This window comes from Rhizobium sp. GW821-FHT14E12 (assembly GCF_058803745.1).
Genome location: NZ_JBXAPH010000015.1, coordinates 1 through 16,402 on the forward strand (window position 1 = coordinate 1; position 16,402 = coordinate 16,402).

The following is a 16,402-nucleotide window of genomic DNA, read 5'->3' on the forward strand; positions in this document are numbered from 1 at the left end:
CGTGGCACGGGTCACCGCTGCTCGCATGGATCTGTCCTTCGAAAGCGTCGATGACATGTGGCGTCGATCCGGAGTACCCGCCGCGTCTCTGGTCGAGCTTGCCGAAGCCGACGCCTTCTTGCCGTCGTTCAAACTCCAGCGGCGTGATGCGCTATGGGCCATCAAGGCGCTCCGAGATGAGCCGTTACCGCTCTTCGCCGCTGCGTCGGAGCGGGAGACAAGAGCAATCGCCGAGCAGAACGAGCCCGAAGTCGCCCTAAGGCAGATGACCGAGGGACACAACGTCGTCGAGGACTACGGGCACACGGGTCTGACGCTGCGTGAGCATCCCATTGCCTTCCTCCGTAGGGACCTGACCGAACGCAGTATCGTCACCTGTGCGGAGGCGATGAAATCCCGTGATGGGCGTTGGCTGATGACGGCTGGGCTTGTTCTGGTGAGACAGCGCCCCGGCAGTGCCAAAGGTGTGATGTTCCTTACGATCGAAGACGAGTCCGGTCCAGCAAACGTCGTCGTCTGGCCCACATTGTTCGAACGGCGTCGCCGGGTTCTTCTCGGATCCTCGCTGATGGCTATCAATGGTCGCATCCAGCGAGAGGGCGAGGTCGTGCATCTCGTTGCCCAGCAGCTATTCGATCTTTCTGCGGACCTATCCGGCCTGGCCGACCGGGACCAGTCCTTCACGCTGCCCTTTTCCAAGGCGGACCATTTCACACATGGAGGTGGGCCGGATCCGAGGGAAAGTCCGAAGCGTGCCGTCAAGTCGGGGGATATCTACATTCCGGATGACACGCTCAAGGTGAAGAGCCGGAATTTTCACTGAACTCGTCCACTGTCGGTCCGAAGCGGCTTTTGTTTACAGTCGCATGACGCGACAGCTCACACCGATACACCCCTTTCTTCGAAAGTGATCTGCTACCGACGAGTTTCGATGACGCCAATGGGTGTGGCAAGGCCTATTTAACAGAGAAATTGACGACAACAAGCTACGAATTTCAGTAAACACTTAAACGCGTCCCCTGTCACGTTCAGACGTCGACACAGCAAAAACATAGAATTAAGATCGCCATAACTTAACCCGATAGGTACCGAATTCCCTACAATCGAATATTGCCGTAGATGAAAAAGGCAGCATGACCGACGTCGACAGAAGAAAAAAATTCGCAATCTTCGGACTTGCAACTAGCCAAAGGTTTGAGAGTTCCAAGCCTGAATTGAGCCCACAACAAAAGCAAGCGGCTCAGCGATACTCCGAATTTGCAGGTATTATCGACTTGGCCCAATCAATGAGTGGGCCAGGATTTCCGGTAGACAAGAAACTGCGAGAGTTCGTTAGAGAATACAACAACCGAGTAATGATGGGTCGAGGCGATGTCCAGCCTCAGTCGTTTGACGTCCTGCAGGCGTTTGTGGAGCCTGATGAGCGGGCGTTGTTGCTCAAAATATTGCCTGAAATATTCCATTCACTCGATGTGACTTACGTACTCGAAAAGCTAACCGATCCCAATAGAACCTTAGGATCGGAAAAGCTGATGACGCTCCACGAGGGCGTGATTTACCACATGCACATTCCCGGCTCATACCAAGACTTACAGTTCGTCGGGAATGATCGTTTGGCATTTTACGGGGCGGCTTTCGTGCGGCATGACGAAGAGCTATCAATTTTAGGTATTGCAGCGAAGGACGGGCGGGAAATCGGCCTACAACCGATCGACTTAACGGATCACCCTCTCGATCCAGAGCGGGAGTTTCTACGCTCTGGCCGAGACAAATTCGACCAAGATCACGAGGAGTTCTACGGTGATGAAAATCTACATCCCCTAATATTCTTAACTCGTATCGACCTACTTCGAAAAACTTCGATGGTGCGATGCATTCTCGAGGAAAGAAAAGATAGTTTTTCAGTATATTCGGATAGTCGCCACATTTATACGTCCATGACGAAAGAACAAAACTTACCGATTGAATCTGTTTCCGAAATTTTTGAGCGTTCAAATGAGCAATTTATCAAATATTCTCAGGTATTTACTATGCTTCGGGATATCCCGTTTTCCATTCTCGATGTGGAGGATGACGATGACCTAACCATCAATCGATATCCGACCGAGCTGAACTTATCAAAAAGCAGTACGAATACTCGAAAGATACGGAAATCTTTATCTTCTAACGAAGCTCCCAATTATGTTGATGTAAAGTCGATTATCAAAGCAGCGCCTCATAGTAAAACCTATAACTGGGAAACCGAGGCCTTCAAAGTGGAGCAGACCGGATATTGGAAGACGCTCGAACCCGGAAAAATTGGAGTCGGCAAGAACGGTGACAAAGTTCATGGTCGATCCTGGGTAACAGTCAACGAAACCTGGGTAGAGTCGCTGGGTTTCGAGCCAACGGAGAACGGCGACGCGCTCCACATCAAGACCACTACCGACACAACAGATGTCGGCGTGGTCTACGTGATGCGATCGGCAAGTCATCCGCGCGATCAATACAAGATCGGCTTCACCATCAAGGATGCCTACGAGCGAGCTAACCAGCTCTATTCAACATCCGGTCAATCTGATCAATTCAATGTTGTACAGCAATGGAGTGTACGCTCACCTCGTCGGGTGGAGGCGCTGGTTCATGAAAAGCTGGCTGCGTTCCGCGTAAACCCAAAACGGGAGTTCTTCATTGCGAAATACGATAGAATCCGAAAGACGATAGAAGAAGCCATCCACGACCTTGCGGCGGGCGCGAACGGAAAGACGTGAAAGTCCGTGTAGCCATCAGCGCCACCGCCATAGACGGTCGCGGAGAAATCAGTAGAGTTTCGCTACCCGTGGCCCGTTGGACCGCCCGCCCACAATCATTTCCAAGACCGGACGTCGAGCGCCGCGTTCCTCGATCGTGCGCTGCTTCGGCGGCACCCAACCGTTCACGACATCGGCAATGTCGGCAAGCCGGACACGGCGATTGGCAAGGGCCATCCTCAAGGCTTGTCTGATCGCGATTCCGGCTTCGGAATTATCGATCAACCCTTGGCACATGACCTGCAGCTGCTCCCGAGTGCGATCGCCCATTCCGGTCCTGGCGATCGGATTGGAGATGCCATTTCGGACGAGAGTGGTGAACTCCATCAGATCGGCCCTCCATTCGAGCCGTTCGGCCCCGGCGGCGTTCCTGAACATGCGGCGTTCAAGAACCGCCTCTCGGCGCAGAAGCGCGACCTGGGCCTCCATGTGATCGTGGTCGATGCCCACGGGAACCTGCCGCCCCAAAATGACCAGCGCCTCCATTGCGACCAGTTGCGTGATGCCTACCTTACTAAGTCCGCTCATCTGTTTCCTCCCCCGTGAGCATGGAAACCAAGGGTCGGGGCGAGGGCTGCAAGGAACAAAGAAAACCCCGCTCTGTGGTCCAGCCACTACCCAAGCGTGGAATCCAAAGCGAACTCGGGAACCTGAAACCATTTAATCAGGCTAATGTCGGACACCCGGTTTCCCGATGATTTTTTGGGTGCAGCAAGCCCCATCGCGGCCTATCGAGTACCGCTCGTTACCTGCACGGTATTCACCTATATATGTGAATTGAACAGAGGGCTGAGGCATGTTGAAAAACACGACCATGAATCTGCCAGAGGATCTGGTTGCAAGAGTACGAGCGTACGCTGCGCAAAATCGAACAACTATGACCGCGATTGTGCGTGAGCATTTTGAGGCGATTACCGAGCCGGAGAGAGAAATTTCCGACGAAGACCCCCTCCTGGCTTACTCGAAGGGGTTGCTTTCGCGACGAGAGACAATTCACCGCCTTGGTTTGAGAGACTATGCAGACCTGCTCGTCACGCTAGGAGATGCCGACCTTCCCATGCCGCTTCCCCCGGCACACGAGGTCGAAAACCAGGCGGCCATCTTTGCCAAGCTCTGGAGGATGGGGTGAGAAGGTGTACGCTCATCCTGCCAGAAGTAGGTCCGCTCAACAGCCTGTGGGTGGCCGATCGGCTAGATCTCCTGCTTGAACTGGACATGCGGATTGTAATTGTTGATGCGGTGTACGACGAACTGACCAGCGACCTGTCCTACCTCAAAGATGCCGAAGTTAAGGATTTTATCGACGGTAACTCTCCGCCTTTCGTAATACAGCGAACCGACATAGGCGAGATTGAAAGAGAAAAGCGACGGCTCGGACAAAAGCTCAAAAAGAACGCCGTGGAACTGGCGATGGTCGATTTTGTCTCCTCCGACGGAGGCCTTAAGCGTTACCTCCAGGCTTCAGAACCTGTAGCAATTTTGTTCGAGGACGCTGGTCCGAGGGTTTTCAACAGACCACCAAACCTCCATCTCATTTCAACCGTGGGACTGCTCCGTGGCTTGGAGGATATGGGCGTCATCGCCTCCGCGGACGATGTAATCGGCGAAATGCGTCACCCAAGCAAGCCAGGCAGAAGGCCTGAGGATGCCAGAAGGTTTACAGATCTGCCGGAAGTGACCGATGGGGCTGCCGCCATTGGCAATTCGTGGAAACCCTGATTTAGAGCGCACCCATCACTCGGCTTGTCCAGCAAAGAAACGTTCGTCACGCCGCATGCGTTTTCACATTGAGGTTAGTGGCTGGGCTCTATGGCGGATTCCCTTTTGTTCGATCAGCGTCCCAATTCGGGGCTATTGATTGGGCGCTGCGGCTGGACCTGTGGTTCGCCAGCGTAACCTTCCAGCCTTGCCTTCCCGAGTGCTTCCATAGTTTTGGGAGTAGGGCGAGAAATGCCTCGTAACTTGTCGTTCGAATCCTTGAACTGCGCCTCGGGGCGACGGTCCTCGATCTTCGCCCCTGCACATGCCAACGTGATCGCTTCAACGATCTTTGCGCCGTGAATTTCATCCATGATCAGCCCCTCGTTGGTCGGGGTGTCGTTCTGGCGAACATGGACCCATTCAACCTCAGTCTGACGATCCTTAGAGATCGCATAGATGACCGATAGCGCCTTCTCCGACGCGCTGCCTGCGAGGGCAACAATAGCCGACTTCGGACCACCACGCACAATTCCATCCATCTGTGCTTCGCTAAGCCCGTCGATCGGGGCTTCGCAAACGTAGATGCGCTTGGCCATCTTGGCATCGCCCAGGATGACCGCATGGCGCTCAGAGCCATAGCCCATCTTGTTGTAGGGAACAACATCGCCATGCTTGTCGATCATCGTCGTCGGGCCACGGCGAACAGTGCCGTAAAGATTGCCTGCATAATCCGTCATCCTGAACATGAGGCCGCCCTTATTCTGGCCGTCGTGAGGATTCGCGGATTCACAGCGGAGACCATTGCGGAAGCAGGCCTGCGTCTCTTTGGTGATGCCACGGCGATGGATAAGGTAGCCGCTCGCTACCTGACCAGCCTTCTCCCAGATCTCGCGGATCGCGGTGAACTTCTCCGGCTGATACGGCGTGCTCGAAAGGCGCTCGTAAGTCTCCTGCTTGGTTTCCTCGGGGCGCAGCTCCGGTGCTTTCCGAACGACGCCCTTGCCGCCGTTGTTTGCCGCCCGATCCTTTGTAGTGCCGTAGTATTCACGCAGGTAGATACAGGCGTTATGGAAGCCGCTCATCGTGACATTCCTGTCCACGAAGTTGCGGATGTCGCCCTTGTTGCTGTCGTCTCCAATGGTCCAATAGCCCCATCCACCATTGGACTTCGCGAAGACGAGAAATTTCGACGAGCCATTGGTAACAGTGTATTGAAGCGATTGACCGCCCTTCGGGTCTTTCGCCTTCTCTACCTTTTTGCTGACAACGTTACAGCCGTGCTTCGTCATGAAATCCAGCAAGCTGGACCGCATAATGATATTCTTCTCGTTGTCATCGAGAGGCGGGGCTTTTTTCACAGCCGATTGCACAGCGGCTTTCTTATCCTGTACAGCCGCGCGATTGTCGGTTGCCGAGACAGTCTGAAGCGTCTTCCGGGTTTTATCCGCATGCGCCCGCAATCCTGCTCCGCCTGCGCTTCCGCCGCGATGGATATACGGCTTCTTAATGGCCGCGTCTTCGGTTTCGTTCTTAGCTTGCTCGGCCACGCGATCCTGAAATGCCATGATGTCTTTTCCGTTGTTATCGAGCAGTCCCTGCCCCACCTTTTCAAGGTATTCTTTGGGACCGCCTAGAAAGTCACAAGCATTCCTCTTGCCGCCGATCTTCGAGCATTCCTTGACGAAGTGCTTCATGATCTCGTCGCGCGACGTAACGACTTCGGGCTCCTGATCCTCCTGCTTGGTTTTGCCGCTTCCAGACATCTGCAGGATGACGCCCTTCTTTACGCCGAGCGAGCTGCCGATGCGCGAGCCATCAATGATCATCTCGAAGTGTTCCTTGTGCCGAGTTCCGGCGACATAGGTCTCTTCGGCCGACATGGAGTGCGTAGCAAGGTTGATGAAGGAATGGCACGTCATCCCTTGGGTCGCGTAGTAGGTCATGGCATAGGCCGCAGCGAACTTTGGCGTAACCTTGTTCTCGTCATCTTTGCGGAAGCCGATGAACTCGTGCGGCATGAAACGGCATGTCCGGCCGTCATCCCATTTGACGGTGATATAAGGCTGATCCTTGTGATCCGACGGTTCGATCTTGGTGATCGTTCCGAACGAGTTGTTCGCGTAGCGCTCGTTTCCGAACTTCACGTTTTCGCCCGTGATGATCCGCATCCCCTGCATGATCGCAAGCGTGCTCACGCTGGCTTTCTGCCCTCGCCCAATAGCTTGGATTTCAGTGATACCACCGACAATCTCACCTCTAGCGCGAAGCTCTTCCGTGATCATGTCATTGACCTTGCGCACAATAGCGTTACGCGGGTTTCCGATGACAGGTGCGACGCCATACTTCTTGCGGAGCTCAAAGTATTTCTGAACGGTCCTGTTGACCGCCGTGTCGAAGTCTCCCACGACATCGATCGCGCCGTGTTCGTCGTATGCCTTGATGCCTTCCTCGATCTTCATGTTGGCGAAGTTCAAGGACGCTTCCAGCATCCAGTCGTAGTTCTGACGATTGATCTTCTCCAGGCGGACGCCACCGATTAGCGCCAGGTTGGCCTTGAAGGGCGCGCCAGCGTTTACCGGAGGGAGCTGTCCGTCGTCTCCGATGAAGGCGAGGGCGCGGGTAGCCTGCGCTGCCTTCTGCAAGCGGACGAAGTCCTTGCTTCCGACCATCCCGCTTTCGTCGACGATGAGGATGTCCTTGGGACCGAGCTTGGCCTTGTCTTGCTCCACTGCAAGCGCCATCCCCTGAACGGAGAACGCCCGCGAAGGGTCGATCCCGATTTCCTGACGAAGGACATCGACGGCTCGGTTGGTGGGCGCTGCGATCCAGACGTTGTAGCCAAGGCGCTCGGCAATGTCGTTGACGGCGCGCATGGCGGTGGTCTTGCCCGTTCCGGCCAGTCCCTTGCCAATCGTCATCTGGTTCCGACCGAAGATCGAATAGATGAGGTCTTTCTGCTCGTCGGTGAATTCCCAAGCCTCGCCCGATCCGTCGTTCTTCGCCATGCCCTCCGCGATCCGCTCTGCGATCACATGGAGCTTGTCTAGCTCCCTATTACCTTGCATCGAGAGCGTCAGGTTGAGGCTCGCGTATTCGTCCTTGAGGATTTCGAGCGACGAATACACCGGGCTCTTCGAGCGGCCGATGGTGCCGATCTGAATGAGCGCGCTTTCCTCTTTCGCCTGCTCATACAATTCGAGCGCTTCTTCCGCGTCCATGTGGATTTGAACTTCTTCCAAGAAGGCTGTCAGATAGCTGCGCTCTTCGAATGCACTCTCCGTTTCAAGCACGCTAAGAAGTGCTTTCTCTTTGATTTCCTCCAGATTGTATTTTGGACGTTTTTCGGGGATCACAAATCCCTTGCGCTCGGCTTCATCGAGTTGCAGACGATATTCCCTCTGACGCTCTCGCTCGTTGACCCTGGCCGTCATGTCGATGCCTTCGATCAGGCTTGCGAAGTCGACGCCGATGGCGCGCCCCTCTGTTTCCCAAAGCTGATACAGGACCTCGATCGGCGGCAAGTCCTTCTTGTCGTCGCGGGTTGCATAGGCAGCCCACTGCGCGATCTCACGGTGCTTCGCAGTGCCTTCGATCCCGTAGTGCTCCTTCACCCACTCAAGGACTTCCTTACGACGCTTGCAGAACGTATCGGTCGTAGCTTCCCCGATGCCCTCGATCTTGATGTTGCGCTCGTCGCGGGAGATTTCGACCTGGTGTCCAAGCGCCGCCATCTTCTGCTTGAAGAGGCTTGCCAGCTTTGCACGATAGAGGGCAGACGCGGGGGCGCGCCAAAGCGTGTAGCCATGACAGTCGATAGCGCCATAGGAGTCATCCTGCCGGACGGCGAGGTTGATAAGAACGTTGTGCGTATGCACCTGCATGTCGCCCTTACGGCTCGTGAAGTGGCCGAACTTCATGAAGGCCATGGCGGCCGGAATTTCTCGAATCTTGCTGCCAGTGCCGCTGCGAGTTTCGAACGCACCCTGTTCGCAGAGCCAGTTGAGCGAGAAGTCGTTTGCCTCTTCCTGACTCTCGTCGACGGCGTTAGCGATCGCCAGAGCGTGAGGATTTCCGGTCCGATGGTACTCAGCCATTGCGAAGGCCTTGACGACAGAAAACGGCTTGGGAGCCGAGTTTGTGCAGTCGAACGCGACGTAGGCATTCATGCCATTGCGCGTGAAATACAGCTCGTCGGTGTCGGGATCGCGAGCCAGCGACAGCTTGTCGGCCGTGTCGAAATTCACGTAGTCGCCATGGACAACAGACTGGTGGATTGTCGACGAGCAGACGTTCGGAATGAAGTATTTGCCACGGCTCTCGCCGTTGTGCTTCTCGACGTCAGTGCCGCCGTAATAGCCAAGCTCACGCCGACTGTCGGCGTCCTGATCACGGAAATATTGGAGGGTGGTAACAGCTACCGGGCGACGATCCCACATTAGCGAGCATCCTCATCAAACGGTAGATCATCGAACTCGTTGAAATCCTCATCGGCTTCGTTGGTCGATCCGAACACTGCCTCCGCGACGTCTCGATTGCCGTCGGCAAGAGCCGTCTTCAAATCCCTGGACTGCTGCGCGATAAAGAGGGTGATCACGTCGATGCTCGAAAGGATTTCCTTGTGAAGGTCGCGAACGTCCTTCATGTCGGCTTCGACTTTCTCAAGTCGATCACCGATAGCCAGGTGCGTTTCCACCGCGCGACGGACAAGACGGCCGATAGGCATGTTTGTAGCCAATGCCTGCGCCTCCAAGAAAGCTCTTGTCTCATTCGGCACTGTGATCTTAATCTCGGACGTGCCTGCTGGATTGATTATTTTCTTGGGTCTGCCTGCCACTCTGGTATCCCTGTATTTATCCGACTGCAAACCCCTTGTGGTGCAGTGCATTCCGCCATTTATGGGGGACACTAATTGCCGCTCGCAGAGCCAATTGTGTCCCGAGAAGAATTGATGATGGCTATCGGCGTAGCCAGGGTCAATGGGGAGGAAGAAACTCGGATCGCCATTTGCATGATTTGAGCAATCTTCGAAAATCCATGCTTGATAACTGATTAACGCCCACACGAAAGCATGATGCAAACGTCGTGGGTGTCGTCATGCAATTATCTTCGGCTATCTTTTGCTACATTAAATGGGAATCCAGTTGTTACATGAATTGGGATTTCTGAACGTTGTTTCTGCGGAGAGTGTCGCAAGACGCTCGGAGCAGGCATGGCGGAAATCCACGGATAGGAATTAGAAACCAAATATCCCGTCGGCGGATTGACAGCGTGGGACCCAATGGGGCACCGTTTAAATAACTGGAATGAAATCGTGGATTGGAGATGAGATCACATGGCGCAAGGATTGAATGCGTCGAAGCTGGCGGCGGCCTTGAATAAGGCAGCTGAAGACTTCGTGCCAAAGAGCCGGGGGACCCTAGCGGCAAGCCTTGAGGAACCCGATGTGAAAGAGGCAATCCTCAATATGCGCCGCAGAGGTATGACGGCCGTTGAGATAGTTGAAGTACTAAGGGCGAATGGCATTGAAACAACTCCATCTTCTTTCAACTCAACATTCGGTCGTATTCTTCGGAAGAGCAAAGGTGCGAACGACACGAAGTCGAAAAGGGACCGGAAAGCGGACGCCCCAACTGCGAGCATAGGATCGCCGGAAGGGAAGATAGCCGGAAAGCCGAAATCCCCAGAAAGTAAACCTGCCGATACCAGTAGTGCGAAGCAGGAAAATCAGGCACCGGGAAAGCCCGCTGTCAACGCAGCTTATCGAGACCCTAAGTCTCTCTGAAACGAAATTATGAAGGAGTAATGCGTATCATGGCAGCGACGAGCGCAGCAAAGAAAGAAGCCCGCGTAGAGGTCTGCATTCACGCAGCGACGGCATCCGACAAAGGTGGCGTAGGCAAGTCATTTTGGGATCGTTTCAAGATCGAGTTTCTGCGGAAGCTCGGCAAGGAGGTCGCAGCCTTCGATACGGACGGGGGTACTGGATCGGTCGCCCGCATCCTCGGGCAGCGTGATCAGAACGGCTATCTTCTGCCTCCCGAAGAGCAGGACCCCCTGATTGGTGTGAAGTCCTTCAACATCCGCAAGCAGCGCACCCGTGATGAATTCCTCAACACGGCGGCCCTCCCCGCTGCAATCGTCCAGCTCGATCTGCCGGGCGGCGGCTTCGATGCGATTTCTGAAATTGCGGACGGCGGCGGCGAGAGCCTGCAGGGTGTCTTCCAAGCGGTAATCGACGAGGGCCGCACGGCAGTCATCGATCACGTCATTCATCACGAAGACGAAAGCACGGAATCGGTCGCCCGTTATCTCGATGCCACGGAAGGCCTCCCAATCATCCACTGCGCCATCCTCAACATGCGGGATGCGGACAGCAAGGCGGACTTCGAAATGTGGTACGGCTTCACCGACGAGAATGGTGAGAAGGTCGGCGGGCGCACCCGGGAACGTCTTCTCGCCAACGGCGGCTTCGAGATCGTAATGCCGAAGCTGGCCTCCGGTGCAGCGTCGCGTATCAAGCGCTACAATCTGACCTTCGAGGCGGCGGGCGACGACAAGCGGTTGACGGTCGCGCAGCGCGCACAGGTCAAGCGTTGGTATCAGGACATGACTAAGTCGCTCGTGGACAACCAGCCTTTCCGCAAGCTCTACGGCATCTAACCACAACACACACACGAAAGGAGGTGCGGCGATGACGTCCCATTTGAAATCCCTGACTGAATTTTCTGCGGCGGTCGCCGCCCTTGGACTGACGGAAAGAGAGAAGGAAGTCGCCTTCGCATTGCTTGCCAAGGCGGAAGTTAGCCTCACCGATCCGACTTCGCTAAACTATGTTGCCATCGTGAAGATGGAAAGCGTGGTCAACCAGCTCCACACGAACTTCATCAATGATGGCAAGGCGCTCATCGCGAAGCTGAAATCGGTAACTGCTGAGGAGCTAAAAACGCAGCTCGCCTCGGTGCCCGAAAGCCTTTCGAAGCAAATCGAAGGGACACTGGAAAACGCTCTTCGTGATCTGGTGTCCAACGTCGACCTAGCCATCACGAACGAAGCACGGCGTCGTCAAACGTTCCGGATTGCGGGCCTCGGCCTTGGGGCGGCAATGTTGACAATTCTGGCGGTCAGCGGCGGCTATGCCGTCGGAAAGACCGTCCTCACTTCCGAAGCCGCCGCATGGTCGGCGCTGGTCTCCCTCCCCCAGGGAAAGACCTGGCTCTCCCTTGCTCGATGGAATGACATCGACAAAGTGATGGCGCAGTCCTGCGGACCAGCTGACGGTCGGGTTATCTCTGGAGGCAAAACTTGCACCATGGACCTCTTCACTAGTCAGCCCGTTGCCACCTCCAAGGGGACCGACTACGTGCGTCTTTCCCTGAACGAGTATGCTGTCAAGCTCGGGTGGCTCGGATACGGCCTGATGGCCGCTCTAGGCGGTCTGGCAGGCTACTTCGCGCGTGGTCGTCGGTCAGCAGGTTGAGAGTGGTCACCAATTTGATTGCTCAACCAACGGCGACCTGGACGACGTAGATCGGAATCGTCTTTATAGGATCGTTGACCTTTTCAACCTCAAACGCCGAACATAGGCAGGCTTCGGACACGAAGGTCAGCGGCGTTCCCGCAGCCAGTAACACCTCAAGCTCATGGCCAAGGTTTGTCCCACTCGACTTGAACACAAAGGCATTAGTTTTCGAAGTGGTGGTTTTCAATACAATCAAGTCAAGACGACCGTCGTTATATGCCTTGCCACCGTGCAGTGCGTTCTGAATGGCCGCGATTGGGCTCAGCGACGTCGAAAGCGGAGTCTGCGTCGTTGCAGAACCAGGGCCTCCCCACCACAGTCCGCCGTGAAACAAGCATTGGCCGACGCCGAGAGGCTTACCGTACTGGGCGATTTCGCCGTTGACCTTAACGGGGTCACTCTTCGCGGAATTCTTTTGATATTCAGCAATCGCATTCGGTGTTTTTGAAGGCATCGCGTTCTGCCATGCCTTGTAGTCGGCGCTATTCTTCAGGAAGTCAGTGATGTGACCGTCTAGCCGATTCTTGAGCGTAATCTCTCCTGCGTTGGTCGCCGTGTAGTTCGCGGCCCCGAGCGCGCTGAAAACCGTCCCGAGCAGCTGGTCCTTAACTGGGAGCCAATTTCCATTGGCATTCATTTCCTCGAGTGTGGGATTTCTTTTTTGCCATACCTCGTATGGCGGATTGAACGGGTCAACGATCGGAAGCGTCACCAAAACATCCTATTCAGTTGCTGAGATCAAAGCGAAGCGAGAAAGGCTTAGTCGTCCACCTGCATCATGGCTTCCTTACCCACAGGTTCGATGCCCTTCTCCACGCAAGCCATCAGGAAACCGATGTAAGGTGGCAGCTTCCGGGCCTTACGCTCCCACTTCTTGACCGTTGGCAGGCTGACGAATATTCGCTCGGCAAGCTGCTCTTGCGTGAGGCCTTGTCGCTTTCTCCAGGCGACAAAATATTCGATGTCCATTGTCAGCGTCATGCTTCGATCATCCAAAGAAAAGGGCGGTCTGTAACCGCCCGTGATAATCGAAAATCGTTGTCTTGTCGTTATTAAGCGAACTTGGCCCTGAAGGCGGCTGACGGCCGCGGCGGTTCATAGGTGTACTTGGGTTCAGCCTTGGGTGCTGCGCTGAGTTCCTGCTGGATCGCGCGTGCTTCCTGCGAGCGCAGCTCCTGTGCCACGGCCTTCAAACCACGCGCCTGGAATACCGTACTGGCGATCGGCATCTCGATCGATGGGGTGGAGCGCAGCGTATTCTCGTTCGCGGCCTTGGGCATCGGCCCGAGATCCTCGAAGCCGCGCATTCGAAATCCGGGTTGCGGCGCGCGATCATAGCTTGCACCTCGGCCGACGGCGACAACGCCATCGATCGGGACGATCCCCATAATGTGATTGGCGATCTCCCACGGCTGGCGCTGCATTACAATCGCCCGATCGTTATCGGAGAGCTTTCGGACCCAACGCTTGATTTCGGACATGAAATCGGCCTCGTGTTTCCGCTCCTGCGCGCTCATGGCGTAAAATGGCACCCGGTTGAAATCCGAGACCCTTTTGACGAGTGTCTGCATTTGGGGATCGAGGTCGCCGTGATCGAATTGGAGTTCCGAATCCAGCTCGCCGCCTGGTGTTTTGAACAGGGCAGACATCGCCCGTGAAAAGATGTTCTTCTTAGCCATGTTCTGACCTCCCGACCTGGCTGTTGCAGCCCAAGTCTTGCTGTCGGCCACGCCTGCAACAAGGGGTTTTCGGACTGCCGGAGATCGGCATTTCGAAAGTGGAATTGAGCGCGCTTGCAATTGCGGAAGATGTAAGCAAATTTTCTAACAGCAACTGGCCTATCCCTCCCCTTCCCCGGCAGTGACCGAAGGGAAGGGATGCAAAGGGATTTCGGGCCACCTAGCGAGTGATCGAGTCTAAAAGAACGTGCGGGAAGGAAAGCCCAGATGACCAGTTATAACGAGCTGAGGAAGACCATTGCTTATGCCCTGATCAAAGCCGGGTACCTCGATAGTGAGTCGTCCGTCGGGCAAGGCAGCAGCGGCGAACTCTATGTTCGACTTCGCGATCAGGTATTCAAGATTGGCGTTGAAGAAGTCGACCAGATCAGCAGCCATCCGAACGCCTTCACGGAGGCCGGGAGGTTCATGGCTACCTTGCCGACCCTCTATGACAAAGATGAAATTCGATCTCGCTAAACTTGTAACCGATCCCGTTACTCGCGTTTAGCCCACCTTGCGTATGATGGCGATGCGAGATTTGGGGGCAAGCTTGCTGAACGAGATCGAGATTACACAATTCAGAAACCGGATAGACGACATCCTTCGGAATGGGCAGCCAACTGCATGGCAGCGCCAGTTCCTGTACGATGTACAGCAGAAGTTCGCCCGCTATGGAACCCGAACTCGGCTTTCCGAAAAGCAGCTGGCGACGCTGAAGCGGTTGACGCAATCCACGGGCGCTTCAGTCGTCCAGCTTGCGGACAGGCGTGCGGGCACCCAATTCTCGGTCCCTCGGCATTCGACGCGTAGGAAATCCTACCGCTATAGCCGCTTTCAAGTGAGGCTAGCCATTTTCGTGATCGTTCTATTGGTCGTCCTCGTCGCGCGCGCCTTTCATGGCGGCATAAGCTACCTGTGGCCTTCGTCCGGTTTGGAAACCGCGGCGGTACCGACGGCCTCGCAATTCACCACACAGAACTTCACGATAACTGACGGCGACACCATACGCATGAGCGATGGCACAGCTGTGCGGCTGGTCGGTTTCAACGCGCCTGAGGTTTTTCATCCACGATGCTCGAGTGAGGCCGCCCTGGGCAACAGGGCGACCGAGCGGGTGAAGCAGCTCGTTGCGACTGGATCCACGACGGTGACCAAGGTCGCATGTTCCTGCAAACCTGGGACTGAAGGAACCGACAGATGTAACTATGGCCGAAGCTGCGGCATCCTCAGAGTTGACGGAAAAGATGTCGGGCAGACTCTGATAGCCGAAGGGCTCGCCGTATCGTTCGTTTGCGGCGGGACTCGATGTCCTCCGACGCCGAGTCCGTGGTGCGGATGATCAACCGGAAACTTCGTCTGTCACGGTTCGATGCACCTAAGGAGGGTGTAGCGTCGGATTCCCGCTGAACACCGCTATACCCTCCGGAAGGGCCGCCCGGCTTCTTGAAGAGACCCGCAGGTGGGGACCACCGCAGCGCAACTGGTCGGAGTTGCGAAGCCTTGGTCGCCCTAGATCGGACGCGAACTATTGGTCAGACTCGGGTTCTGCGGCGCAAAACGATCGTGTATCAATCTTAGGCTAAAAGGGAGAGGTCGATTGGGTAAGCTCGACTGGGAGGTTGACGCCGTGTTCGCAGATATGGCCGTGCCGCAGCATCCCGGTGCGGCGCTGCTCGTTATCGACCGAGACGAGATTGTCTACAGCAAGTGTTATGGTATCGCCGATCTGGAGAGCTTGCGGCCGATTACAACGGATACCTCGTTCTACCTGGCCTCGCTCTCCAAGCAATTCACCGCAATGGCCGCCATGTTGCTGGCGGAGCAAGAGAGATTGAGCTTCGACGATCGCCTGCCTGTCTATTTTCCACAGCTTCCCTCATGGGGCTCGGAAATTTCGCTTCGCCATTTACTGCACCACACGTCGGGTCTGCCCGATTATTTTCAGCTGTTCAGCTCTAGTACGACAGTCTCTGAATGGACCCGTGACATGAGGGACGTTACCAACGAGGCCGTGCTCGATCGGCTCGTGACGGCTGAACTGGATTTCGCTGCGGGGACAAAACACGCCTACACCAACACGGGTTATGTGATGCTCTCATTGATCGTCGGGATGGTCTCCGGACAATCCTTCGCCGACTTCCTGAAAGCCAATGTTTTCGACCCGCTCGGCATGGCGCGCACTCTCGTCTTCGACGCCTCCCGTCCTGCACGCCACAAGCTGGCTCATGGGTATTGGGGAGAAAACGCTCAGTTCGAGCGCTGGGATTATCCTCTGCTCACAACAGGCGACGGCGGCCTCTTCTCGACGCTCGACGATTTGTCACTTTGGGACCGAGCATTGAATACCGAAAGCCTCGTCTCGAAAGCCACAATGGAGGAAGCCTTCACCTCCGGCGCAACTCATGACGGTCAGTCTGTCGGTTACGGCTTCGGCTGGATGACAGATGTCTCGTCATATTTGACGGAAGCCGAAGCCGAACAACTTCCCACGCTTGGCGGACCTGGTCTCCGCTATGTCGCACATGGGGGAAACTTAGGTGCCTATAACAACTACATTGTCCGCTTCCTCGATACTGGGCGCACAATCATTGTGCTGACCAATCACCTCGGCGCTCCAGGCCCGCGCACCCGGGCGCACCAGGTTGGACAAATTCTCTTTAGCGAATGAGATA

16 protein-coding genes are annotated in these 16,402 nt (G+C 55.5%); 10 read left to right on the forward strand and 6 right to left on the reverse strand.

What is annotated here, in order from left to right; all coding sequences use genetic code 11:
• On the forward strand, positions 1 to 823 hold an 823-nt coding region (locus AC1RO0_RS29375), incomplete at its 5' end, for an OB-fold nucleic acid binding domain-containing protein (protein ID WP_498596059.1).
• 310 nt (positions 824 to 1,133) lie between these two features.
• Positions 1,134 to 2,750, forward strand: a complete 1,617-nt coding sequence (locus tag AC1RO0_RS29380) for a GIY-YIG nuclease family protein (RefSeq protein WP_498596060.1) — start codon at positions 1,134 to 1,136, stop codon at positions 2,748 to 2,750.
• Between the two features lie 48 nt (positions 2,751 to 2,798).
• Here the strand turns inward: AC1RO0_RS29380 and AC1RO0_RS29385 are convergent, their stop codons facing one another.
• The gene (locus AC1RO0_RS29385) at positions 2,799 to 3,317 is read right to left on the reverse strand and encodes a hypothetical protein (protein WP_498596061.1); all 519 of its coding nucleotides are present in this window, start codon (positions 3,315 to 3,317) and stop codon (positions 2,799 to 2,801) included.
• A gap of 268 nt (positions 3,318 to 3,585) precedes the next feature.
• On the opposite strand from AC1RO0_RS29385, the gene AC1RO0_RS29390 reads away from it, so the two are divergent.
• Positions 3,586 to 3,918 (forward strand): hypothetical protein, encoded by a 333-nt coding sequence (locus AC1RO0_RS29390; RefSeq protein WP_498596062.1) that lies wholly within the window; start codon positions 3,586 to 3,588, stop codon positions 3,916 to 3,918.
• Positions 3,915 to 4,508 (forward strand): hypothetical protein, encoded by a 594-nt coding sequence (locus AC1RO0_RS29395; RefSeq protein ID WP_498596063.1) that lies wholly within the window; start codon positions 3,915 to 3,917, stop codon positions 4,506 to 4,508. The genes AC1RO0_RS29390 and AC1RO0_RS29395 overlap by 4 nt, the downstream gene beginning before the upstream one ends.
• Before the next feature lie 113 nt (positions 4,509 to 4,621).
• On the opposite strand, the gene mobF is transcribed toward AC1RO0_RS29395, so the two are convergent.
• Together mobF and AC1RO0_RS29405 are read right to left on the reverse strand one after the other, a co-directional pair.
• Entirely contained in the window at positions 4,622 to 8,926 is a 4,305-nt protein-coding gene (mobF, locus tag AC1RO0_RS29400) for a MobF family relaxase (RefSeq protein ID WP_498596064.1), read from the reverse strand.
• Positions 8,926 to 9,324, reverse strand: a complete 399-nt coding sequence (locus AC1RO0_RS29405; RefSeq protein WP_498596065.1) for a hypothetical protein — start codon at positions 9,322 to 9,324, stop codon at positions 8,926 to 8,928. The genes mobF and AC1RO0_RS29405 overlap by 1 nt, the downstream gene beginning before the upstream one ends.
• A gap of 498 nt (positions 9,325 to 9,822) precedes the next feature.
• Between AC1RO0_RS29405 and AC1RO0_RS29410 the strand changes: the two genes are divergently transcribed.
• Genes AC1RO0_RS29410 through AC1RO0_RS29420 form a run of 3 tightly spaced genes read left to right on the forward strand, consistent with a single transcriptional unit; the run spans position 9,823 to position 11,967 of the window.
• Positions 9,823 to 10,272, forward strand: coding sequence for a hypothetical protein (locus AC1RO0_RS29410; protein ID WP_498596066.1), 450 nt, complete (start codon positions 9,823 to 9,825; stop codon positions 10,270 to 10,272).
• Between the two features lie 29 nt (positions 10,273 to 10,301).
• Positions 10,302 to 11,150: a hypothetical protein gene (locus AC1RO0_RS29415; protein ID WP_498596067.1), complete on the forward strand. Its 849-nt coding sequence runs from the start codon at positions 10,302 to 10,304 to the stop codon at positions 11,148 to 11,150.
• Between the two features lie 31 nt (positions 11,151 to 11,181).
• Complete coding sequence (locus tag AC1RO0_RS29420; protein WP_498596068.1) at positions 11,182 to 11,967, forward strand: hypothetical protein; 786 nt, start codon at positions 11,182 to 11,184, stop codon at positions 11,965 to 11,967.
• 22 nt (positions 11,968 to 11,989) lie between these two features.
• Here AC1RO0_RS29420 and AC1RO0_RS29425 read toward each other — a convergent pair whose 3' ends face one another.
• From AC1RO0_RS29425 to AC1RO0_RS29435, 3 genes are all read right to left on the reverse strand, one after another.
• Positions 11,990 to 12,721 (reverse strand): hypothetical protein, encoded by a 732-nt coding sequence (locus tag AC1RO0_RS29425; RefSeq protein ID WP_498596069.1) that lies wholly within the window; start codon positions 12,719 to 12,721, stop codon positions 11,990 to 11,992.
• 47 nt (positions 12,722 to 12,768) lie between these two features.
• Complete coding sequence (locus AC1RO0_RS29430) at positions 12,769 to 12,990, reverse strand: helix-turn-helix domain-containing protein (protein ID WP_498596070.1); 222 nt, start codon at positions 12,988 to 12,990, stop codon at positions 12,769 to 12,771.
• Between the two features lie 71 nt (positions 12,991 to 13,061).
• Positions 13,062 to 13,688: a hypothetical protein gene (locus AC1RO0_RS29435; RefSeq protein WP_498596071.1), complete on the reverse strand. Its 627-nt coding sequence runs from the start codon at positions 13,686 to 13,688 to the stop codon at positions 13,062 to 13,064.
• Between the two features lie 267 nt (positions 13,689 to 13,955).
• On the opposite strand from AC1RO0_RS29435, the gene AC1RO0_RS29440 reads away from it, so the two are divergent.
• The 3 genes from AC1RO0_RS29440 to AC1RO0_RS29450 all read left to right on the forward strand — a co-directional run bounded on the left by AC1RO0_RS29440 (position 13,956) and on the right by AC1RO0_RS29450 (position 16,398).
• The gene (locus tag AC1RO0_RS29440) at positions 13,956 to 14,207 is read left to right on the forward strand and encodes a hypothetical protein (protein WP_498596072.1); all 252 of its coding nucleotides are present in this window, start codon (positions 13,956 to 13,958) and stop codon (positions 14,205 to 14,207) included.
• 73 nt (positions 14,208 to 14,280) lie between these two features.
• The gene (locus AC1RO0_RS29445) at positions 14,281 to 15,069 is read left to right on the forward strand and encodes a thermonuclease family protein (RefSeq protein ID WP_498596073.1); all 789 of its coding nucleotides are present in this window, start codon (positions 14,281 to 14,283) and stop codon (positions 15,067 to 15,069) included.
• A 258-nt stretch (positions 15,070 to 15,327) separates the two neighbouring features.
• Entirely contained in the window at positions 15,328 to 16,398 is a 1,071-nt protein-coding gene (locus AC1RO0_RS29450; RefSeq protein ID WP_498596074.1) for a serine hydrolase domain-containing protein, read from the forward strand.
• The last annotated feature ends 4 nt before the right edge of the window (positions 16,399 to 16,402 follow it).

Excerpts from the sequence above, each read along its gene's own strand:
- AC1RO0_RS29385 (WP_498596061.1), bottom strand. The coding sequence starts at position 3,317 with ATGAGCGGACTTAGTAAGGTAGGCATCACGCAACTGGTCGCAATGGAG.
- mobF (WP_498596064.1), bottom strand. The coding sequence starts at position 8,926 with ATGTGGGATCGTCGCCCGGTAGCTGTTACCACCCTCCAATATTTCCGT.
- AC1RO0_RS29430 (WP_498596070.1), bottom strand. The coding sequence starts at position 12,990 with ATGACGCTGACAATGGACATCGAATATTTTGTCGCCTGGAGAAAGCGA.
- AC1RO0_RS29435 (WP_498596071.1), bottom strand. The coding sequence starts at position 13,688 with ATGGCTAAGAAGAACATCTTTTCACGGGCGATGTCTGCCCTGTTCAAA.
- AC1RO0_RS29440 (WP_498596072.1), top strand. The coding sequence starts at position 13,956 with ATGACCAGTTATAACGAGCTGAGGAAGACCATTGCTTATGCCCTGATC.
- AC1RO0_RS29415 (WP_498596067.1), top strand. The coding sequence starts at position 10,302 with ATGGCAGCGACGAGCGCAGCAAAGAAAGAAGCCCGCGTAGAGGTCTGC.
- AC1RO0_RS29380 (WP_498596060.1), top strand. The coding sequence starts at position 1,134 with ATGACCGACGTCGACAGAAGAAAAAAATTCGCAATCTTCGGACTTGCA.
- AC1RO0_RS29390 (WP_498596062.1), top strand. The coding sequence starts at position 3,586 with ATGTTGAAAAACACGACCATGAATCTGCCAGAGGATCTGGTTGCAAGA.
- AC1RO0_RS29420 (WP_498596068.1), top strand. The coding sequence starts at position 11,182 with ATGACGTCCCATTTGAAATCCCTGACTGAATTTTCTGCGGCGGTCGCC.
- AC1RO0_RS29410 (WP_498596066.1), top strand. The coding sequence starts at position 9,823 with ATGGCGCAAGGATTGAATGCGTCGAAGCTGGCGGCGGCCTTGAATAAG.